The following is a 15472-nucleotide window of genomic DNA, read 5'->3' on the forward strand; positions in this document are numbered from 1 at the left end:
CTGCCGAAAGCCCGCTCAAGCGCGGGCTTTGTCGTCTTTGCGCGCTGGCTCAGAAGATCTCCAACGGATACTCGACGTACAGGCGCAGCCGGTCCTGGTCACCGTCGAACTGACCACTGGTGCCCCGGTTGACCTGCTGCACCAGGTAGAAGCTGAGATCCTTGGCCGGCCCCTGCGGCACCACGTACTTCAGCCCGAGATCCAGCTCGTGGTGCTTCTCGTCGTCCATACCGCCCCAGTCGGCGAAGTAGGCGCTGTCGGCGTCGATCTGGCGGCCATCGATGTCGAAGCCCTTGAGGTAGACGGCGAAGGCCGACAGCCCCGGAGTCACCAGCCCGCCCATATCCAGGTCGTACTGCAGCTTCCAGGACTTCTCGTTGGGGCCGTTGAAGTCCGAGTAGTAGCTGTTGGCCACGTAGATGCCCCAGTTGGTCACGTAGTCGAACGGCGTGTCGCCATCCACCTGCTGGTAGGCCAGGGTGAAGCCATGCGCGCCCAGGGTGTAGGTGCCGGCCAGCGACCAGAAGGTGTTGCCGATGTCGCCGGCCTTGGCCTGACCGTAGTCATTGGTGCGGTACAGGTTGAAATTGAGCGCCAGGCTCCGCTCATCGGCCAGCTCGATGCCATGGCTCAGATTGACGTAGTACTGCCGCCAGTAGTCCTCCAGTTCGCTGGCGAACAGGCTGGCGCTGGTGGCATCGGAGAAGCTGTAGGTTGCGCCGAGGAAGTCCATGGCGCCGTCGGACGCGACATTCTCACCGTAGCCGAAGAAGACATCGTCGCTGTTGGTCGAGTTCTGCCGGTTGGCCGCGGTGAAGTGGCCGGCGGTCAGCTCCAGATCCGCGATCTCCTTGCTGGTCAGCAGGATGCCGGTGCTGGTTTCCGGCAGCAGGCGGGTGTCGCCGGTGTCATACACTGGGGTGTGGACGAACATCTCGCCGACTTTCAGGGTGGTGTCGGACAGGCGCGCCTTCAGCGCACCACCGGCCTCGCCGTAGCTGTCCTGGGAACCGCACAGTCCCTCGGCGTTGCAGTGGCCGCCGTCCTCCGGCAGCAGGCCGCTGCCGGCGCGGCCGCGGCCACTGTCGAGCTTGATGCCGAACATGCCGTGGGCATCCACGCCGAAACCGACCCTGCCCTGGCTGAAGCCCGACTCGAAGGTGGCCAGCACGCCCTGCGCCCACTCCTCGGCCTTGCTCTGCTCGGCCCCGGAGGCGCGGTTGTCGTCGTTGTAGTAGAGGTTGCGGTTGAGCAGATTGAGGTGACTGTCGTCGATCAGACCCTGGCCTTCGGACTGTTCGCTGGCCTGTGCCAGCGGGCTGCCGGCGAGGATGGCCAACGCCAGGGCGCTGTACTTCATGACATGCATGGACTTGCTCCTTTCACTTGTTGTTGTTATGCGATCGGATCGGTGGCCTGCGGCCGGGCTACTTCAGCGCGCCGCTGAGGAACTGGCGCAGCCGTTCGCTCTTGGTCTGGGTAAAGACTGCGCTGGGGTGGCCCTGCTCTTCGATCTGGCCGTTGTGCAGGAAGATCACCTGGGTCGAGACCTCGCGGGCGAAGGCCATTTCATGGGTCACCACGATCATGGTGCGGCCCTCGCCGGCCAGGCCCTGCATGACCTTGAGCACCTCACCGACCAGCTCCGGGTCGAGGGCCGAGGTCGGCTCGTCAAACAGCAGCACCTCCGGCTCCATGGCCAGCGCCCGGGCGATCGCCACCCGCTGCTGCTGACCGCCGGACAGGTGCGCCGGATAGACCTGGGCAAAGTCGTCCAGGCCGACCTTGTGCAGGTACTTCTCGGCGCGGGCGATGGCCGCGGCGCGGCTCAGGCCGAGCACGTGGAGAGGCGCCTCGATGACGTTCTCCAGCACCGTCAGGTGCGACCACAGGTTGAAGTGCTGGAACACCATGGCCAGCTTGGTACGCACCCGTTGCAGCTGCTTCTGGTCGAGCACCTGCAACTCGCCGTGGCGGTTAGTGCCCAGGCGGATCTCTTCCGCGCCCAGGCGAATGGCGCCGGCGTTGGGTTTTTCCAGGAAGTTGATGCAGCGCAGGAAGGTGCTCTTGCCCGAGCCGGAGGAGCCGATGATGCTGATCACATCGCCCTTTTCGGCGCTCAGCGACACGCCCTTGAGCACTTCCTTGCTGCCGTATTGCTTGCGGATGTTGTCGACGACTAGGGTTTTCATGCTTGTTCCTCTTATTCGAATCGCGCCAGCATCAGCGCTGGGGGCGCGGCGCCAGATAGGCCAGGTAGCGCAGCTCCAGCAGCTTGAACAGGCCCACCAGGGCGAAAGTCAGCACCAGGTACACCAGGCCGATGAAGATGAAGGCCTCGAAGGGCGCGTAATACTCCGAGTAGATGCTGCGCCCGGCGCCGGTGAGGTCCATCAGGGTCACCGCGCTGGCGATCGACGAGCCCTGCAGCATCAGGATGACTTCGTTGCTGTAGGACGGAATGGCGCGGCGCAGGGCCGAGGGTAGGATGATCCGGCGCAGCAGGGTCAGCGCCCCCATGCCATAGGCGCGGGCGGCCTCGATCTCGCCGTGGGGAATGTTGCGCATGGAGCCGGCGAAGATCTCGGTGGTGTAGGCGCAGGTGTTCAGGCTGAAGGCGATCAGCGCACACCAGTAGGGTTCGCGCAGGTACTCCCAGAACGGGCTGTGACGCACCAGTTCGAACTGCGCCAGGCCGTAGTAGAGCACCAGCAGTTGCAGCAGCATGGGCGTGCCGCGGAAGAAGTAGGTGAAGGCCCAGACCGTCTGGCTCAGCCAGCGGTTGCGGTTGCGCGCCACCCGCAGGCGTGCCAGCGGCATGGCCAGCAGCAGGCCGATCAGCAGCGAGTAGCCGGTGAGTTTCAGGGTCAGCAACAACCCTTGAAGAAACAGCGGCAGATTGCTCAGGATGATTTGCGGTTGTAGTTCGAGCATGGTCAAAGCTCCGCGTGCCGTACGCCCAGGGAATAGCGCTTGTTCAAGGCGCCCAGGGCGCATTGCGAACAGGCGGTCAGGGCCAGATAGAGCAGGCACACCAACAGGTAGAAGAGAAACGGCTGACGGGTGGCGCGGCCGGCCTGGTCGGCCATCCAGGTCATGTCCTGCAGGCCGATCATGGTGACTATGGCGGTGCTCTTGAGCAGCACCAGCCAGTTGTTGCTGATGCCGGGCAGGGCGAAACGCATCATTTGCGGGAACAGCACCCGGCGGAACACCTGACCACGGCTCATGCCATAGGCGAAGCCGGCCTCCAGCTGCCCGCCGGGCACCGCCAGAAAGGCGCCGCGGAAGGTCTCGGAAAAGTAGGCGCCGTAGATCAGCGCCAGGGTGGCGACTCCGGCGACATAGGGATCGATATCCCACTGCGGCAGGCCGTAAGCCTCGGTGAAGGCATTGAAGAAGATCTGCAGGCCGTAGAACAGCAGCAGCATGGCCACCAGATCCGGTACGCCACGCATCAGGGTGGTGTACAACTGCGCCGGCCAGCGCAGCCAGGCGAAGGGCGACAGCTTCAAGACGGCCCCCAGCAGCCCCAGCAGAATGGCCAGCAACAGCGCCAGCAGCGCCACCTCCAGGGTGGTGACGACACCGGCGAGAATCGCCGGCAAGTAACCGTTAAGCATGTTTCCTCCTGCGCGCACTCGGCGCGCCACCCAGCAAAAAAGTCCCCGCCAGCCGCCCCGAACAACCCCTCGGGAGCCTGTGCCGACACGCTTGACGAAAGTTTCCGTGGCCAGCCGGCCGGGCACATCCTTGTGCGCTCTGCGCGAGCCCTTTAGTCCCTGACGCAGTCGACGTAGTAGCCCGGCTGCCCATCCACCTCGCCCTTGACCAGGCCGTGGACATCCGTCTCGAAACCCGGGAAGCGCGTGTTGAACACCCGGGCAAAACGCAGGTAGTCGACTATCACCCGATTGAAGCGCTCGCCCGGAATCAGCAGCGGGATGCCCGGCGGGTAAGGGGTCAGCAGGATCGCGGTGATGCGCCCTTCCAGCTGGTCCAGCGCCACCCGCTCGACCTCGCCGCGGGCCATGCGAGCATGGGCATCGGTGGGCTTGAGCGCCGGCAGCAGGTCCGACAGGTACATCTCGGTGGTCAGGCGGGCGATGTCGTGCTCGCGGTAGACGCCGTGGATCTGCTGGCAGAGGTCCTTGAGGCCGAGCTGCCGGTAGTGCGGGTGCTTGTCGACGAAGGCCGGCATCACCCGCCACAGCGGGCTGTTGGCATCGAAGGCGTCCTTGAACTGCTCCAGCTCGGTCACCAGGGTGTTCCAGCGGCCCTTGGTGATGCCGATGGTGAACATGATGAAGAACGAGTAGAGCCCGGTCTTCTCGACGATGATGCCGTGCTCGGCCAGGTACTTGGTGACTATGGCCGCCGGGATGCCTTCCTCGGCGAACTCGCCGCTGACGTCCAGCCCGGGGGTGATCAGGGTGGCCTTGATCGGGTCGAGCAGGTTGAAGCCCTCGGCCAGGTTGCCGAAGCCATGCCAGCGCTCGTTGGCCCCCAGCAGCCAGTCCTCGCGGCGGCCGAGGCCCTCGTCGCAGAGCCGTTCCGGCCCCCACACGCCGAACCACCAGGAGCCCTGGTATTCCTTGGCCACCTTGCGCATGGCACGGCGGAAGTCCAGGGCCTCGCGCAGCGACTCCTCGACCAGGGCGGTGCCGCCCGGCGCCTCCATCATCGCCGCCGCCACGTCGCAGCTGGCGATGATGGCGTACTGCGGGCTGGTGGAGATGTGCATCAGGTACGACTCGTTGAAACGCGCGCGGTCGAGCTTACGCTGCTTGGCGTCCTGCACCAGGATCTGCGAGGCCTGGCTGAGGCCGGCGAGCATCTTGTGGGTCGACTGGGTGGCGAACACCAGGCAGGTGTCGCTGCGCGGCCGGCCCTCGCCTATGGCATGCATGTCGCGGTAGAAGGGGTGGAAGGTCGCGTGGGGCAACCAGGCCTCGTCGAAGTGCAGGCAGTCGATGCTGTCGGCCAGGGTCGCCTTGATCTGCTCGACGTTGTAGAGCACACCGTCGTAGGTGCTCTGGGTGATGGTCAGGATGCGCGGCTTGCGCCCCGGGTTGGCGGCCAGGGCCTCGCGGGCGAAGGGGTTGGCGGCGATCTTGCGGGCGATGCTGGCCGGCTCGAACTCGGAGAGCGGTATCGGCCCGATGATGCCGAAGTGGTTGCGCGTCGGCATCAGGAACACCGGAATCGCGCCGCACATGATGATCGAATGGAGGATCGACTTGTGGCAGTTGCGGTCCACCACCACGATGTCGCCGGGCGCCACCGCCGAGTGCCAGACCATCTTGTTCGAGGTCGAGGTGCCGTTGGTGACGAAGAACAGGTGGTCGCAGCCGAAGATGCGCGCCGCGTTGCGCTCGCTGGCCGCCACCGGGCCGGTGTGGTCGAGCAGCTGACCGAGCTCGTCCACCGAGTTGCACACATCGGCGCGCAGCATGTTCTCGCCGAAGAACTGGTGGAACACCTGGCCCACTGGACTCTTGAGGAAGGCCACGCCGCCCGAGTGGCCGGGGCAGTGCCAGGAGTAGGAGCCGTCCTGGGCATAGTTGAGCAGGGCGCGGAAGAACGGCGGGGTCAGCGCCTCCACATAGGCGCGCGCCTCGCGGAGGATGTAGCGGGCGACGAACTCGGGGGTGTCCTCGTGCATGTGGATGAAGCCATGCAGCTCCTTGAGGATCTCCTTGGGCAGGTGTTGCGAGGTACGGGTCTGGCCGTAGAGGAAGATCGGAATGTCGTTGTTGCGCTGGCGCACGGTGGCGACGAAGTCGCCCAGGCCGGCAACCACCCCATCGACCTTATCGTTACCGAGGTCGGCATCGTCGAGGGCGACGACGAAGCCGCTGGCGCGGTTCTGCTGTTGGGCCAGCGCCGACAGATCGTCGTAGTGATCCAGCCATTGCACCTCGATGCCGGCGTGTTCGATGGCGGCGGCGAGGGCACGCACACTCTCGCCGGTGGCGGTGTCCGCGCGCATGTGCTGGCCGATCAGCACCAGCGGGAAACGAAACTTCATGGTCATTCTTGTTATTCCTGTCGCCTGTCCGGCCGGGCCGGACGAAATCGTTACGCGCCCAGCAGGCAACCCTCGCGCAGCGGCTCGCGGCCGGCGACGAAGGTCAGCTCGGTGTTGGCTTCGGTGAAGCGCTCGATCACCCGGGCGTAGAACATCCCGGCGATGCTGCTGTGCAGGGTGCTGACCCGGCCGCTGAGGGGGTCGATCACGTCGGCCAGGGCGGTGCCTGGTTCGACCCAGCTGCCGATCGCCGTGCGGTAGGCCACCACCCCGGCGTGCGGGGCATTGAGCACCTCCACCCCGGACAAGGGCGTCGGCTCGCACAACGGCGCCGGCACCGGCGGCGCCTCGCCGGCGACTATGCCGAGGTGGCCGAGGTAGGCCAGCAGCGCATCGGCATCGGCCAGCGCCAGTTCGTGGCTGACATCGTTGATGCCGCGCAGCTCGACTGTGGCGGCAAAGCTCGCCAGCGGAATGGGGTGCTGCGGGAAGGCCTGCTGCAGGGCATACCAGACCGCGGTGAAGGCCTCGTCGAAGGAGTTGCCGCCCTGCTCAAGGGCATGCAGGGTGGCATGGGCGCCGGTGTAGCCGGCCAGTACCCGGCCTTGCGCCTGCTGCTCGCTGTGCACGTAGAGGTGCACCATGGCATCGCTGTCGCAGTGCACATCGAGCACGTAATCGGCAGCGCAGGCCAGGCCCATCAGGGTCAGGCGCAGCGACTCAAGCTCGGTGCGCGCCTCGATGGCCTGCAAGCGCTCGCCGATGCAACGGCGGATCAGCGCCACGTTGGTGGCGGCATCGCTGCCCAGCTGGCTGGCGACCCGCTCGCGCACCAGTTCGGCCAGGTCGAGGTAATGGCGGTTGAAGTTCTCCCGGCTGGACAGCTCGAAGCGACCCAGCTGGCGACCGAACAGGTAGTTGCCCAGGCCGATCGGATTGGCGATCGGCACCAGTACCACCTCGCCGGTCAGGCGGCCGGCGGCCTCCAGCTCCAGCAGGCGGCTCTTGAGGTGATGCAGGACCAGCATGCCGGGGTGCTCATCGGCATGCAGGCCGGCCTGCAGATAAACCTTCTTGCCCTGGCCCTGGGGGCCGAAATGCAGGCTGATGACTTCGCGCGGCGCACCGAGGGATTGCGCGACGAGGGCATGTCGTTGCTGATACATGGGAAATTCCAGACTGGCGGATCAGCCTGGTGCGGCAGGGCCGGCACCAGGAACCAAGGCATTACTCGTACTGGTTGTACGGGAAGTACTTGTCGTTGATCTGCTGGTAGGTGCCGTTGGCGAGGATGGTCTTGAGCGCCTGGTTGATCTGCCCGAGCAGGACCTGGTCTTGCTTGCGCACGGCGATACCGGAGCCGGTGCCGAAGTATTTGGGGTCCTGGAACCTCTCGCCGAAACCCTGATAGGCGGCCAGATTAGGGTCTTTCTGGGCGTCGTAGATGATGCCGACTTCCAGCACCACGGCATCCACGCGGCCGGCGTTGAGGTCCATCAGCGCGGTCTGGGTGTCCGGGTAGCGGCGCAGGCTGATGCCGGCTTTTTCGTAGTAGTCCTTGGCGAAGTTTTCCTGGATCGAGCCCTTCTGCACGGCGATGACCTTGCCCTGCAGAGCCGCCGGACTGCTGTCGGTCAGGCTCTTGCCGCCGAACAGCATGGAGTAGCCGCCTTCGTACTTGTCGGAGAAGGCCACCTTCTGCTGGCGCTCCGGGGTGATCGCCATGGAGGCGACTATGGCGTCGTATTTCTTCGCCATCAGGCCGGGGATGATGCCGTCCCAATCCTGCTTGACCAACTTGCACTGGGTCTTCATCTCGGCACACAGGGCATTGGCGATATCCACATCGAAGCCGCCCAGGCTGCCATCTGGATTGACGAAGTTGTACGGCGGGTAAGCCCCTTCGGTGGCAATCCGCACCACCGCCTGTTCGGCCTGCGCGGCGGCGCAGCTACCCAACAACATGACGCCGAGAAGGACTTTTTTTATTCTGCGCATCTGCATGGTTCCTCTGAAGAATACTTGTGACCGCAGGGCCAAACTACGCCCTCTGCGCTTTCTTTCCATACACAGCAGTCCCTAAAATGGCCGCACCTGTAGTGGTCGAAAAGGCTGTACATCCCCATGGAAGTCGCTCGAAAGTCATCGCGGATCGGTCAACTGGTCGAGCACTTCTCGGGCCTGATCGAGCATGGCCAACTGTCGCCGGGTGCCCGCCTGCCATCGATCCGCGCCGCCGCCAAGGAGTTCGACGTCAGCACCTTCACCGTGGTGCAGGCCTACGATCGCCTGGTGGCGCTGGGCTATGTCGAGGCGCGCAAGGGCGAGGGCTTCTTCGTGCCGCAGACCTCGGCGAACAAGGAGCAACAACGCAGTTCGGCGCCATTGGCGGATGTGTACTGGCTGCTGGACGATGCCTTTCATCCGGATACCGATGCCCTGCAGCCGGGCAGCGGCGGCCTGCCGGATGCCTGGCTGGATGAACCCGGGCTGCATCTGGCCCTGCGCGCCCTCGGCCGCTCGAGCGGGCTGCTTGCCGAGTACGGCGAGTCGCGCGGCAACCTGGGCCTGCGCCAATGGCTGCAGCGCTACCTCAGTGACCGCGGCGTGCCCGTGCACAGCGACCAGATAGTGCTCACCCACGGCGCCAGCCAGGCGCTCAATCTGGTGATTCGCGCCCTGCTGCACCCCGGCGACTGCGTGCTGGTGGACGACCCCGGCTATATCAACCTGCTGTCCAACCTGCGCGATCACAAGATCAAGATAGTCGGCGTGCCCTGGACCCCCCAGGGCCCGGACGTGGAGAAACTCGGCGAACTGCTGCAGACCCACCAGCCCAAGGCGTTCTTCACCAACCCCTGGCTGCAGAACCCCACCGGTGCCAGCTACAGCCCGGCGGTGGCCCACCGTGTGCTGCAACTGGCCGACGCCCATGACTGCTGGATAGTCGAAGATGACGTGTCCGGCCAATTGGCGCCGGACAACCAGCCGCCCTTGGCGGCGCTGGACAACCTGCAGCGGGTGATTCACATCGGCAGCTTTTCCAAGAGCCTGGCGGCCTCGCTGCGGGTCGGCTTCGTCGCCGCCGAGCCGGCGGTGGCCGAAGCCCTGCAGCACTACAAGATGACCACCGGGCTGTACAGCTCGCAACTGTGCGAGCAGTTGGCGCTACAGATGCTCAACGACGGCACCCAGCGCAAACGCTGCCAGAGGCTGCGCGAGCGCCTGTTGCAGGCCCAACTGGCCGCTCGCCAGCAACTGCAACGACTGGGCTGGCACTGCTGGGCGCCCGCCGCGCCGACGCCCTATTTGTGGATCAACAACGGTCAGGCCGACTTCGACCCGGTGGCGCTGACCCGCGCCGGGCTCAAGCAGAACATCCTGCTGTCGCCCGGCTGCATCTTCCGCCCCGGTCTGGAGGCCACGCCCTGGCTGCGCTTCAACGTGGCCTTCGGCGAGGATCCGGCCGTCTGGCGCTTCCTCGCCGAGGCCACGGCGGGCTGAGGGCCGGCCGCGGCTTAGCGCTGCGACTCGATCCAGTCCTGGGTCTTCTGACTCAACACGGCCAGGGGCAGGGTGCCGTTGTTGATCAGGTTGTCGTGCAACAGGCGCAGATCGAACTTGTCGCCCAGTTCGGCCTGGGCCCGGGCCAGGTAGTTGGCCTCCAGCGCCTTCTGGCTGCTCAGGTAGTGATCCGACAGCTAGTCGCCAAACTGGCCGTTGTAGGCATTCACTCCACGGGCGGGCGCATTCCGGGGGTTGAGCGCCAGATCCCGCTGAAAGAAGTCGTCCACCAGTTGGTGTAGTTGTGCGCTGGGAATCTGGGCGGCGGTTAATGCCGCGGGGTCGCTGGCTTGCTCGACAGCCTGTGCGGGCATGCACAGGGCGAATGTTGCCGGTATCAGTAGCAGTCCTGCTCATTGGGTGGTGCGCATAGCCTGTCCTCACTTTTATTGTTGTGCGAGGAATCTATCCACATAACCTGGGGCTGGCCATGTACAGCAGGGTGGCGACAGTACTGGGTCAAATCCCTGTACTGTCGCATTCAAGCCACCAGTAAACGCCAACGCTTGCGCGCCTTGTCGAGCGCTCCGTCAGGGCCGCTGAGGCGCGCGGACCGTGGTGCTTGAGGTGCGGCTCAGGGCCGTCGCCCTGGCCGGGGGGAAGGCTGCGCCAGGGCCGAGCCGTGCTGTGCCGTGAGGCTCAACCTTCGCCGGTCAGCAAGCCCGGCAGTTGTTCCTTGAGTTTTTGGTTGTTCAGCGGAGCGCGGATAAAGCCGCGCTGACGGCCATCCGGGCCGATGATGACCAGGTTGCCGCTGTGGTCGACGGTGTAGTTTTCCTTCGTGGTATCGCCCGGGATGAACGGGATGCTCACCGCGTTAGCCAGCTTCTGGATACTCAGCAACTCGCCGGTCAGGCCCTGGAAAGTCGGGTCGAAGTAACCGAGGTACTGCTTGAGCTGCTGCGGGGTGTCGCGCTGCGGATCGATGCTGACCAGGATCACCTGCAGCTGCTGGCGTGCGGCCTCGGGCAGCAGGGCTTGCAGCTCGCGCAGCTGGGCGAGGGTGGTCGGGCAGATGTCCGGGCAGAAGGTGTAGCCGAAGAACAGCAGGCTCCATTTATCCTTGAGCTGATCGACGGCGACCGGCCGGCCGTCCTGGTCGATCAGGCTCAGCGCCGGCAGGCTGCGGCTTTGTGGCAGCAGGATGATGCCGGCATCGATCAGCGCCGCCGTATCCCCTTGGCTCCTGCCATTGAGCACCTTATGCACGGTCAGGCCCAGCACTAGCGCAACGAAGGCCACGAGAACGAAAACGGTGATTTGGGTACGGGTCATAGGCTCAACAATTCAGAAGTTCAGCCGCTCAGAGATTCAGCAGCAGGTAGTGGTCGACCAGCAGGGCGATAAACAACAGAAACAGGTAGTAGATACTGTACTTGAAGCAGTTAATCGCCGCATGTGGCTGGCTGTCACGGTACAGCACCCAGGCCCAGTGCAGAAAGCGGGCGCCTAAACCCACGGCGCAAACCAGGTAGAGCATCCCACTCATGTGGATGACATAGGGCAGCAGGCTGACCGCCAGCAACACCAGGGTGTAAAGGACGATATGCACCTTGGTGTAATGCTCGCCGTGGGTCACCGGCAACATCGGGATGTTGGCCTTGGCGTATTCCGCTTTGCGGTGAATGGCCAGGGCCCAGAAGTGCGGCGGCGTCCAGGCGAAGATGATCAGCACCAGGAGCAGCGGCTCCGCACTCAGATGCCCGGTCACCGCCACCCAGCCGAGCAGCGGTGGTGCAGCGCCAGCCAACCCACCGATCACGATGTTCTGCGGCGTGGCACGCTTGAGAAAACCAGTGTAGAGCACCGCGTAGCCCAGCAGCGAGGCCAGGGTCAGCCAGGCCGTCAGCTCATTGGTGAAGGCCAGCAGAATGACCAGCCCGGCGACCGACAGGAACAGCGCGAAAGCCAATGCCGCGGCGGGAGACACCCGGCCTTCGGCGAGCGGACGCTTATGGGTGCGCGCCATCAGCGCGTCGATGCGCCGATCCACCACATGGTTGACCGCCGCCGCGCCGCCCGCGCACAGCGCGATGCCCAGGTTGCCGAACAGCAGCACGGTCCAGGGCACCCCGGCGCGAGTCGCGAGGAACATGCCGACCAGGGAGGTGATCAGCATCAGCACCACGACTTTGGGCTTGGTCAGCTCCAAATAGTCGCGCCAGAGGGCTTGGCTGTGCTGTTCGCTGAGTAGAGTGGCCATGGCGTCTCTCCTTCTTGTTATGCGTAGGGTGGGTCAGGCCGAAGGACCTAACCCAGCGTTTCACTCGACCTATCTATTGAGGGTTACGCCGTGGTGCGGCTGACCCAGCCTGCGGACCTCTGCTGCAGCTGACCTAGGTTGGCGCGCAGCCGGTAATTGACCAGCACCAGCACCAGCAGCAACGCCGCGCCACCGCCGTTATGGGCGACGGCGACGACCAGCGGCAGGTGCAGTAACACGTTGCTCACACCCAGGCTGATCTGCACGGCCAGGGCCAACAGCAGCAACCCGGCCAGACGCGAAAACCCTGCATTGCGCAGTTGCCAGGCCAGTGCCAGCAGCACCAACATCACCGCCAGGGCACCGAGACGGTGAGTCAGATGAATGGCGGTGCGCGCATCGCTATCCAACTGGCCACCGAGGTAATTGGGGCCCATCTGCTGGGTCAGGTGGAAGCCGTTGGCAAAGTCCATCGCCGGCCACCATTGACCATGGCAGGTGGGCAGGTCGATGCAGGCCACCGCCGCGTAGTTGGAGCTCACCCAGCCACCCAGGACAATCTGCCCGATCACCAGCAGCAGCCCCAACGCCGCCAAACAGCGCAGTCGGGCAGGCAGCACTGGCAACGGCGCGAAAGTGCCGGATAGGCGCAGAGTCAGGAGAAACAGCAAGGCCAGGGTGGTAAAGCCCCCGAGCAGGTGGGCGGTGACCACCTGGGGCCAGAGCTTCAAGGTCACAGTCCACATGCCAAAGGCCGCCTGGGCGATCACCACGGCGAGCAGTAGCAGGGGCAGCTTCAACGGCTGGCCCGGCTGACCATGCCGGCGCAGCGCGAGGATGGCCAAGCCGAGAATCAGCACGCCGAGGCTAGCGGCGAAGTAGCGGTGCACCATCTCGTTCCAACCTTTTTGCGCCTCCACCGGCGCCTGCGGGTAATGCAGCTCGGCATGAGCCAGCTGCACCTCGGTCTGCGGCACGCCGATAAAGCCGTAGCAGCCGGGCCAGTCCGGGCAGCCGAGGCCGGCATGGGTCAGCCGGGTGTAGGCGCCGAGCAGCACCACCACCACGGCCAGCACGGTAGCCAGCAGGGCGAGGCGAAATCCGGGTTTGGCCATAACGCTTCCTTAGCCGATATTCGACAGTTTCAGCAGATGAAGGAGGTCATTCAGCACTGCTTTGCCTTTGACCTTGGCGTCATAGCGCAGCACCAGGTTGCCGTGGGGATCGACGATCCACAGCTGCGCAGCGCTGCCGCCTCCGGTGGCCTGGCCATAGGTCTGTGCATCCAGCGAGAAGCGCTCGAGCCTGGGATAGTCGCGCGCCAGCTCGGCGCTGTAGTCATCCGTCAGCGGCTGCGCAGTGGCCAGGGCATGGCTGGCGCGCGAGGCTTCGCGGCCGAGGCCGATCTGAATTTGCCGCGCCAGGTAGACCAGCTGACGACAGTCTTCGGCGCAGTCTTGCGGGGCGGTCACCAAGATCTGCCAGCGGGTGTCTTCGCCAGACTGCACCCCCAAGTCAGCCCAGCTTTGACCATTGCCGATCAGCTCACCGTGATAATTACGCCCATCCGGCACCCAGAACCGCCATTGGTACATGGCTGTCGCCAGCACCATCGGGCCGATAGTCAGCGCCAGCAGGAGCAACAGCTGCCAGCGCCCCCGACGACGGCTAGGCGGAGCATCAGGCATGCTTATGGCTGGATTCATGACGATTCTCCTGCGTGTTGTGCACTACCCGATACAGAGTGCAATCCGAGATAAATAAACAGGCCGATCAGGGCTACCGCGAGGGCAAACCATTGCACGGCATAACCCTGGTGTTTTTCCGGCCCCATGGCAACTACGGCCCAGTCGGCCTGGTAGGCCGCAGGCCCCTGCTCCAGACGCAGCTCATAGGGTAGCCCGGCGCGCCCCAACTGCTCCCAGACCGCGCGCGGCTCAACTGCGGTGATCAGCCGCGGCCACTTGCGGCTCGGTGGGTCGGCTTGCAGTTGGAAGGTCGCGCCCGGCGGCACATAGACCCAGGCAACCAAGCTCAGGGCCGTATCGGGAGTGTTGAAGACCGGTGGCGTGCGCCGATCTGGCCAGCGTAGCCAGCCACGGTTGAGCAACAACCAGAGACCGCTGGCCTGATCGTAGAAGGGTTGCAGCAATTCGATGCCGACCTGTCCGGCACGGGTGCGGTTGTCCAGTAACAGGCTGTGCTGCTCATCGAAATGGCCGTACAAATGCACGCGCCGATAAGCCGGATCAGCGCTGTGCTCCAACTCGACGATATCGATAGGGTTGGCGCTGCGACGGGCGTCATAACTGGCCAGCAGGGCGCGCTTTTCCGCCGCGCGGGACAACTGCCAGAAGCCTAGGGCAATCAGCAGCGGCAGCAGCGCCAACACCACCAGAGTTGGCGCCAGACCGGGACGAAAGCGGCTCATGCGGCCCTCCCGAATCCACCCCTGTGACTGGCTATACTGAACTGCATTCCCCTTCCCCACATCCGAGAGTCACGCCATGCTCAAAGCGGCGATCATCTTCATGCTATTGGCAACCCTAGTCAGTCTGTTCAGCGGTCTGTTCTTTCTGGTCAAGGATCAAGGCCACAGCTCACGGCTGGTCAATGCCCTGACCGTGCGGGTCACCCTGGCCGCCCTGACCCTGGCGTTGATCGCCTGGGGTTTCTATAGCGGGCAGTTGGTAAGCCACGCGCCCTGGTAGCTATAAGCGACAAGCTGCGAGCGCCTTTGCTTGCAGCCTGTGGCTCACCGCTCAGCGCTCCCGTTAAAGCACATAGACGAAGGTAAACAAGCCAATCCACACCACATCGACGAAGTGCCAGTACCAGGCGGCTGCCTCGAAGCCGAAATGGTGCTCCGGATCGAAGTGCCCGCGCAGGATGCGCACCAGCATCACCGTCAGAATAATCGTCCCCAGCGTCACGTGGGCACCGTGGAAGCCGGTGAGCATGAAGAAGGTGGCGCCGTAGATGCCCGAGCCCAGGGTCAGGCCCAGCTCGTGGTAAGCCTCGACATATTCTGTGGCCTGGAATGCCAGGAAGGTCAGCCCCAGCAGGATGGTCAGCGCCAGCCACAGCTTCAGCGGTTTGCGATGACCCTTGCGCAGCGCATGGTGGGCTATGGTCACGGTGACGCTGGAGCTGACCAGCAGGATGGTGTTGAGCAGCGGCAGATCCCAGGGCGAGACCACTTCCCTGGGCGGCGGGAACAGTTTGGAATCCGGGTTGTTCAGCAGCGGCCAGGCGAACTCGAAGCTCGGCCAGAGCATATGCGCCACGCCCTTGGCCCCGTCGCCGCCGAGCCAGGGCCCGGCCAGCACCCGCACGTAGAACAGCGCGCCGAAGAAGGCGGCGAAGAACATCACCTCGGAGAAGATGAACCAGCTCATGCCCCAGCGGAAGCTGCGGTCCATCTGCGCGCTGTACAGGCCGGAGCGGCTTTCCTTGATCACGGTGCCGAACCAGCCGAACAGCATGTAGGCGAGGAACAGGCCGCCGACGAAGAAGATCAGCGGGCCGTTGGAGTCGGCGCGCGCAGCTTTCAGGTCGTTGAACCAGGTGCCAAGACCGTACACCGTGGTCAGCAGGCCGATTGTGGCGATGATCGGCCACTTGCTCTGGGTCGGAACGTAATACTGCTCGTGGGTTGCCATTATTGTTCTCCT

Annotated in this window: 16 protein-coding genes; 2 read left to right on the forward strand and 14 right to left on the reverse strand. The window is 64.5% G+C overall.

Annotated elements, in window-relative coordinates:
* Window positions 1-49: 49 nt before the first annotated feature.
* The 7 genes from FFS12_RS06470 to FFS12_RS06500 all read right to left on the reverse strand — a co-directional run bounded on the left by FFS12_RS06470 (window position 50) and on the right by FFS12_RS06500 (window position 8029).
* Window positions 50-1369, reverse strand: coding sequence for an OprD family porin (locus FFS12_RS06470; RefSeq protein ID WP_137886080.1), 1320 nt, complete (start codon window positions 1367-1369; stop codon window positions 50-52).
* A 58-nt stretch (window positions 1370-1427) separates the two neighbouring features.
* Entirely contained in the window at window positions 1428-2192 is a 765-nt protein-coding gene (locus FFS12_RS06475; protein WP_137886081.1) for an ABC transporter ATP-binding protein, read from the reverse strand.
* A gap of 31 nt (window positions 2193-2223) precedes the next feature.
* Window positions 2224-2934, reverse strand: coding sequence for an ABC transporter permease (locus FFS12_RS06480; protein WP_137886082.1), 711 nt, complete (start codon window positions 2932-2934; stop codon window positions 2224-2226).
* 2 nt (window positions 2935-2936) lie between these two features.
* Complete coding sequence (locus FFS12_RS06485; protein WP_137886083.1) at window positions 2937-3623, reverse strand: ABC transporter permease; 687 nt, start codon at window positions 3621-3623, stop codon at window positions 2937-2939.
* A 152-nt stretch (window positions 3624-3775) separates the two neighbouring features.
* Window positions 3776-6037 carry an arginine/lysine/ornithine decarboxylase gene (locus FFS12_RS06490; protein WP_218568964.1) on the reverse strand — a complete coding sequence of 754 codons (2262 nt, stop codon included), beginning with the start codon at window positions 6035-6037 and terminating at the stop codon, window positions 3776-3778.
* Between the two features lie 44 nt (window positions 6038-6081).
* Window positions 6082-7197 carry a succinylglutamate desuccinylase/aspartoacylase family protein gene (locus FFS12_RS06495; RefSeq protein ID WP_137886084.1) on the reverse strand — a complete coding sequence of 372 codons (1116 nt, stop codon included), beginning with the start codon at window positions 7195-7197 and terminating at the stop codon, window positions 6082-6084.
* Between the two features lie 61 nt (window positions 7198-7258).
* Window positions 7259-8029: a transporter substrate-binding domain-containing protein gene (locus FFS12_RS06500; protein ID WP_171011830.1), complete on the reverse strand. Its 771-nt coding sequence runs from the start codon at window positions 8027-8029 to the stop codon at window positions 7259-7261.
* A gap of 126 nt (window positions 8030-8155) precedes the next feature.
* Between FFS12_RS06500 and FFS12_RS06505 the strand changes: the two genes are divergently transcribed.
* Entirely contained in the window at window positions 8156-9535 is a 1380-nt protein-coding gene (locus tag FFS12_RS06505) for a PLP-dependent aminotransferase family protein (RefSeq protein WP_137886086.1), read from the forward strand.
* Between the two features lie 197 nt (window positions 9536-9732).
* Here FFS12_RS06505 and FFS12_RS19875 read toward each other — a convergent pair whose 3' ends face one another.
* The 6 genes from FFS12_RS19875 to FFS12_RS06530 form a co-directional block, all read right to left on the reverse strand.
* The gene (locus tag FFS12_RS19875) at window positions 9733-9909 is read right to left on the reverse strand and encodes a hypothetical protein (protein WP_171011831.1); all 177 of its coding nucleotides are present in this window, start codon (window positions 9907-9909) and stop codon (window positions 9733-9735) included.
* Between the two features lie 325 nt (window positions 9910-10234).
* Window positions 10235-10870 carry an SCO family protein gene (locus tag FFS12_RS06510; protein ID WP_137886087.1) on the reverse strand — a complete coding sequence of 212 codons (636 nt, stop codon included), beginning with the start codon at window positions 10868-10870 and terminating at the stop codon, window positions 10235-10237.
* Window positions 10871-10898: 28 nt separating this feature from the next.
* Complete coding sequence (gene cyoE, locus FFS12_RS06515; RefSeq protein WP_137886088.1) at window positions 10899-11798, reverse strand: heme o synthase; 900 nt, start codon at window positions 11796-11798, stop codon at window positions 10899-10901.
* Window positions 11799-11881: 83 nt separating this feature from the next.
* Window positions 11882-12913 carry a COX15/CtaA family protein gene (locus tag FFS12_RS06520; protein ID WP_137886089.1) on the reverse strand — a complete coding sequence of 344 codons (1032 nt, stop codon included), beginning with the start codon at window positions 12911-12913 and terminating at the stop codon, window positions 11882-11884.
* A gap of 9 nt (window positions 12914-12922) precedes the next feature.
* Entirely contained in the window at window positions 12923-13504 is a 582-nt protein-coding gene (locus FFS12_RS06525) for a hypothetical protein (RefSeq protein WP_256657289.1), read from the reverse strand.
* Window positions 13501-14229 (reverse strand): SURF1 family protein, encoded by a 729-nt coding sequence (locus FFS12_RS06530; RefSeq protein ID WP_137886090.1) that lies wholly within the window; start codon window positions 14227-14229, stop codon window positions 13501-13503. Before FFS12_RS06530 ends, FFS12_RS06525 begins: the two co-directional genes overlap by 4 nt.
* Before the next feature lie 76 nt (window positions 14230-14305).
* Here FFS12_RS06530 and FFS12_RS06535 point away from each other — a divergent pair, with 76 nt between their 5' ends.
* On the forward strand, window positions 14306-14509 hold the full coding sequence (locus FFS12_RS06535) for a twin transmembrane helix small protein (protein WP_137886091.1): 204 nt from the start codon (window positions 14306-14308) through the stop codon (window positions 14507-14509).
* A 63-nt stretch (window positions 14510-14572) separates the two neighbouring features.
* Here FFS12_RS06535 and FFS12_RS06540 read toward each other — a convergent pair whose 3' ends face one another.
* Complete coding sequence (locus tag FFS12_RS06540) at window positions 14573-15460, reverse strand: cytochrome c oxidase subunit 3 (RefSeq protein ID WP_137886092.1); 888 nt, start codon at window positions 15458-15460, stop codon at window positions 14573-14575.
* Window positions 15461-15472: the final 12 nt, after the last annotated feature.

This window comes from Pseudomonas sp. 2FE, from assembly GCF_005503735.1.
GTDB lineage: Bacteria > Pseudomonadota > Gammaproteobacteria > Pseudomonadales > Pseudomonadaceae > Aquipseudomonas.

Excerpts from the sequence above, each read along its gene's own strand:
- FFS12_RS06480 (WP_137886082.1), bottom strand. The coding sequence starts at position 2,934 with ATGCTCGAACTACAACCGCAAATCATCCTGAGCAATCTGCCGCTGTTT.
- FFS12_RS06505 (WP_137886086.1), top strand. The coding sequence starts at position 8,156 with ATGGAAGTCGCTCGAAAGTCATCGCGGATCGGTCAACTGGTCGAGCAC.
- FFS12_RS06470 (WP_137886080.1), bottom strand. The coding sequence starts at position 1,369 with ATGCATGTCATGAAGTACAGCGCCCTGGCGTTGGCCATCCTCGCCGGC.
- FFS12_RS06495 (WP_137886084.1), bottom strand. The coding sequence starts at position 7,197 with ATGTATCAGCAACGACATGCCCTCGTCGCGCAATCCCTCGGTGCGCCG.
- FFS12_RS06520 (WP_137886089.1), bottom strand. The coding sequence starts at position 12,913 with ATGGCCAAACCCGGATTTCGCCTCGCCCTGCTGGCTACCGTGCTGGCC.
- cyoE (WP_137886088.1), bottom strand. The coding sequence starts at position 11,798 with ATGGCCACTCTACTCAGCGAACAGCACAGCCAAGCCCTCTGGCGCGAC.
- FFS12_RS06500 (WP_171011830.1), bottom strand. The coding sequence starts at position 8,029 with ATGCGCAGAATAAAAAAAGTCCTTCTCGGCGTCATGTTGTTGGGTAGC.
- FFS12_RS06485 (WP_137886083.1), bottom strand. The coding sequence starts at position 3,623 with ATGCTTAACGGTTACTTGCCGGCGATTCTCGCCGGTGTCGTCACCACC.
- FFS12_RS06535 (WP_137886091.1), top strand. The coding sequence starts at position 14,306 with ATGCTCAAAGCGGCGATCATCTTCATGCTATTGGCAACCCTAGTCAGT.
- FFS12_RS06525 (WP_256657289.1), bottom strand. The coding sequence starts at position 13,504 with ATGAATCCAGCCATAAGCATGCCTGATGCTCCGCCTAGCCGTCGTCGG.
- FFS12_RS06540 (WP_137886092.1), bottom strand. The coding sequence starts at position 15,460 with ATGGCAACCCACGAGCAGTATTACGTTCCGACCCAGAGCAAGTGGCCG.
- FFS12_RS19875 (WP_171011831.1), bottom strand. The coding sequence starts at position 9,909 with ATGCCCGCACAGGCTGTCGAGCAAGCCAGCGACCCCGCGGCATTAACC.
- FFS12_RS06510 (WP_137886087.1), bottom strand. The coding sequence starts at position 10,870 with ATGACCCGTACCCAAATCACCGTTTTCGTTCTCGTGGCCTTCGTTGCG.
- FFS12_RS06490 (WP_218568964.1), bottom strand. The coding sequence starts at position 6,037 with ATGACCATGAAGTTTCGTTTCCCGCTGGTGCTGATCGGCCAGCACATG.
- FFS12_RS06530 (WP_137886090.1), bottom strand. The coding sequence starts at position 14,229 with ATGAGCCGCTTTCGTCCCGGTCTGGCGCCAACTCTGGTGGTGTTGGCG.
- FFS12_RS06475 (WP_137886081.1), bottom strand. The coding sequence starts at position 2,192 with ATGAAAACCCTAGTCGTCGACAACATCCGCAAGCAATACGGCAGCAAG.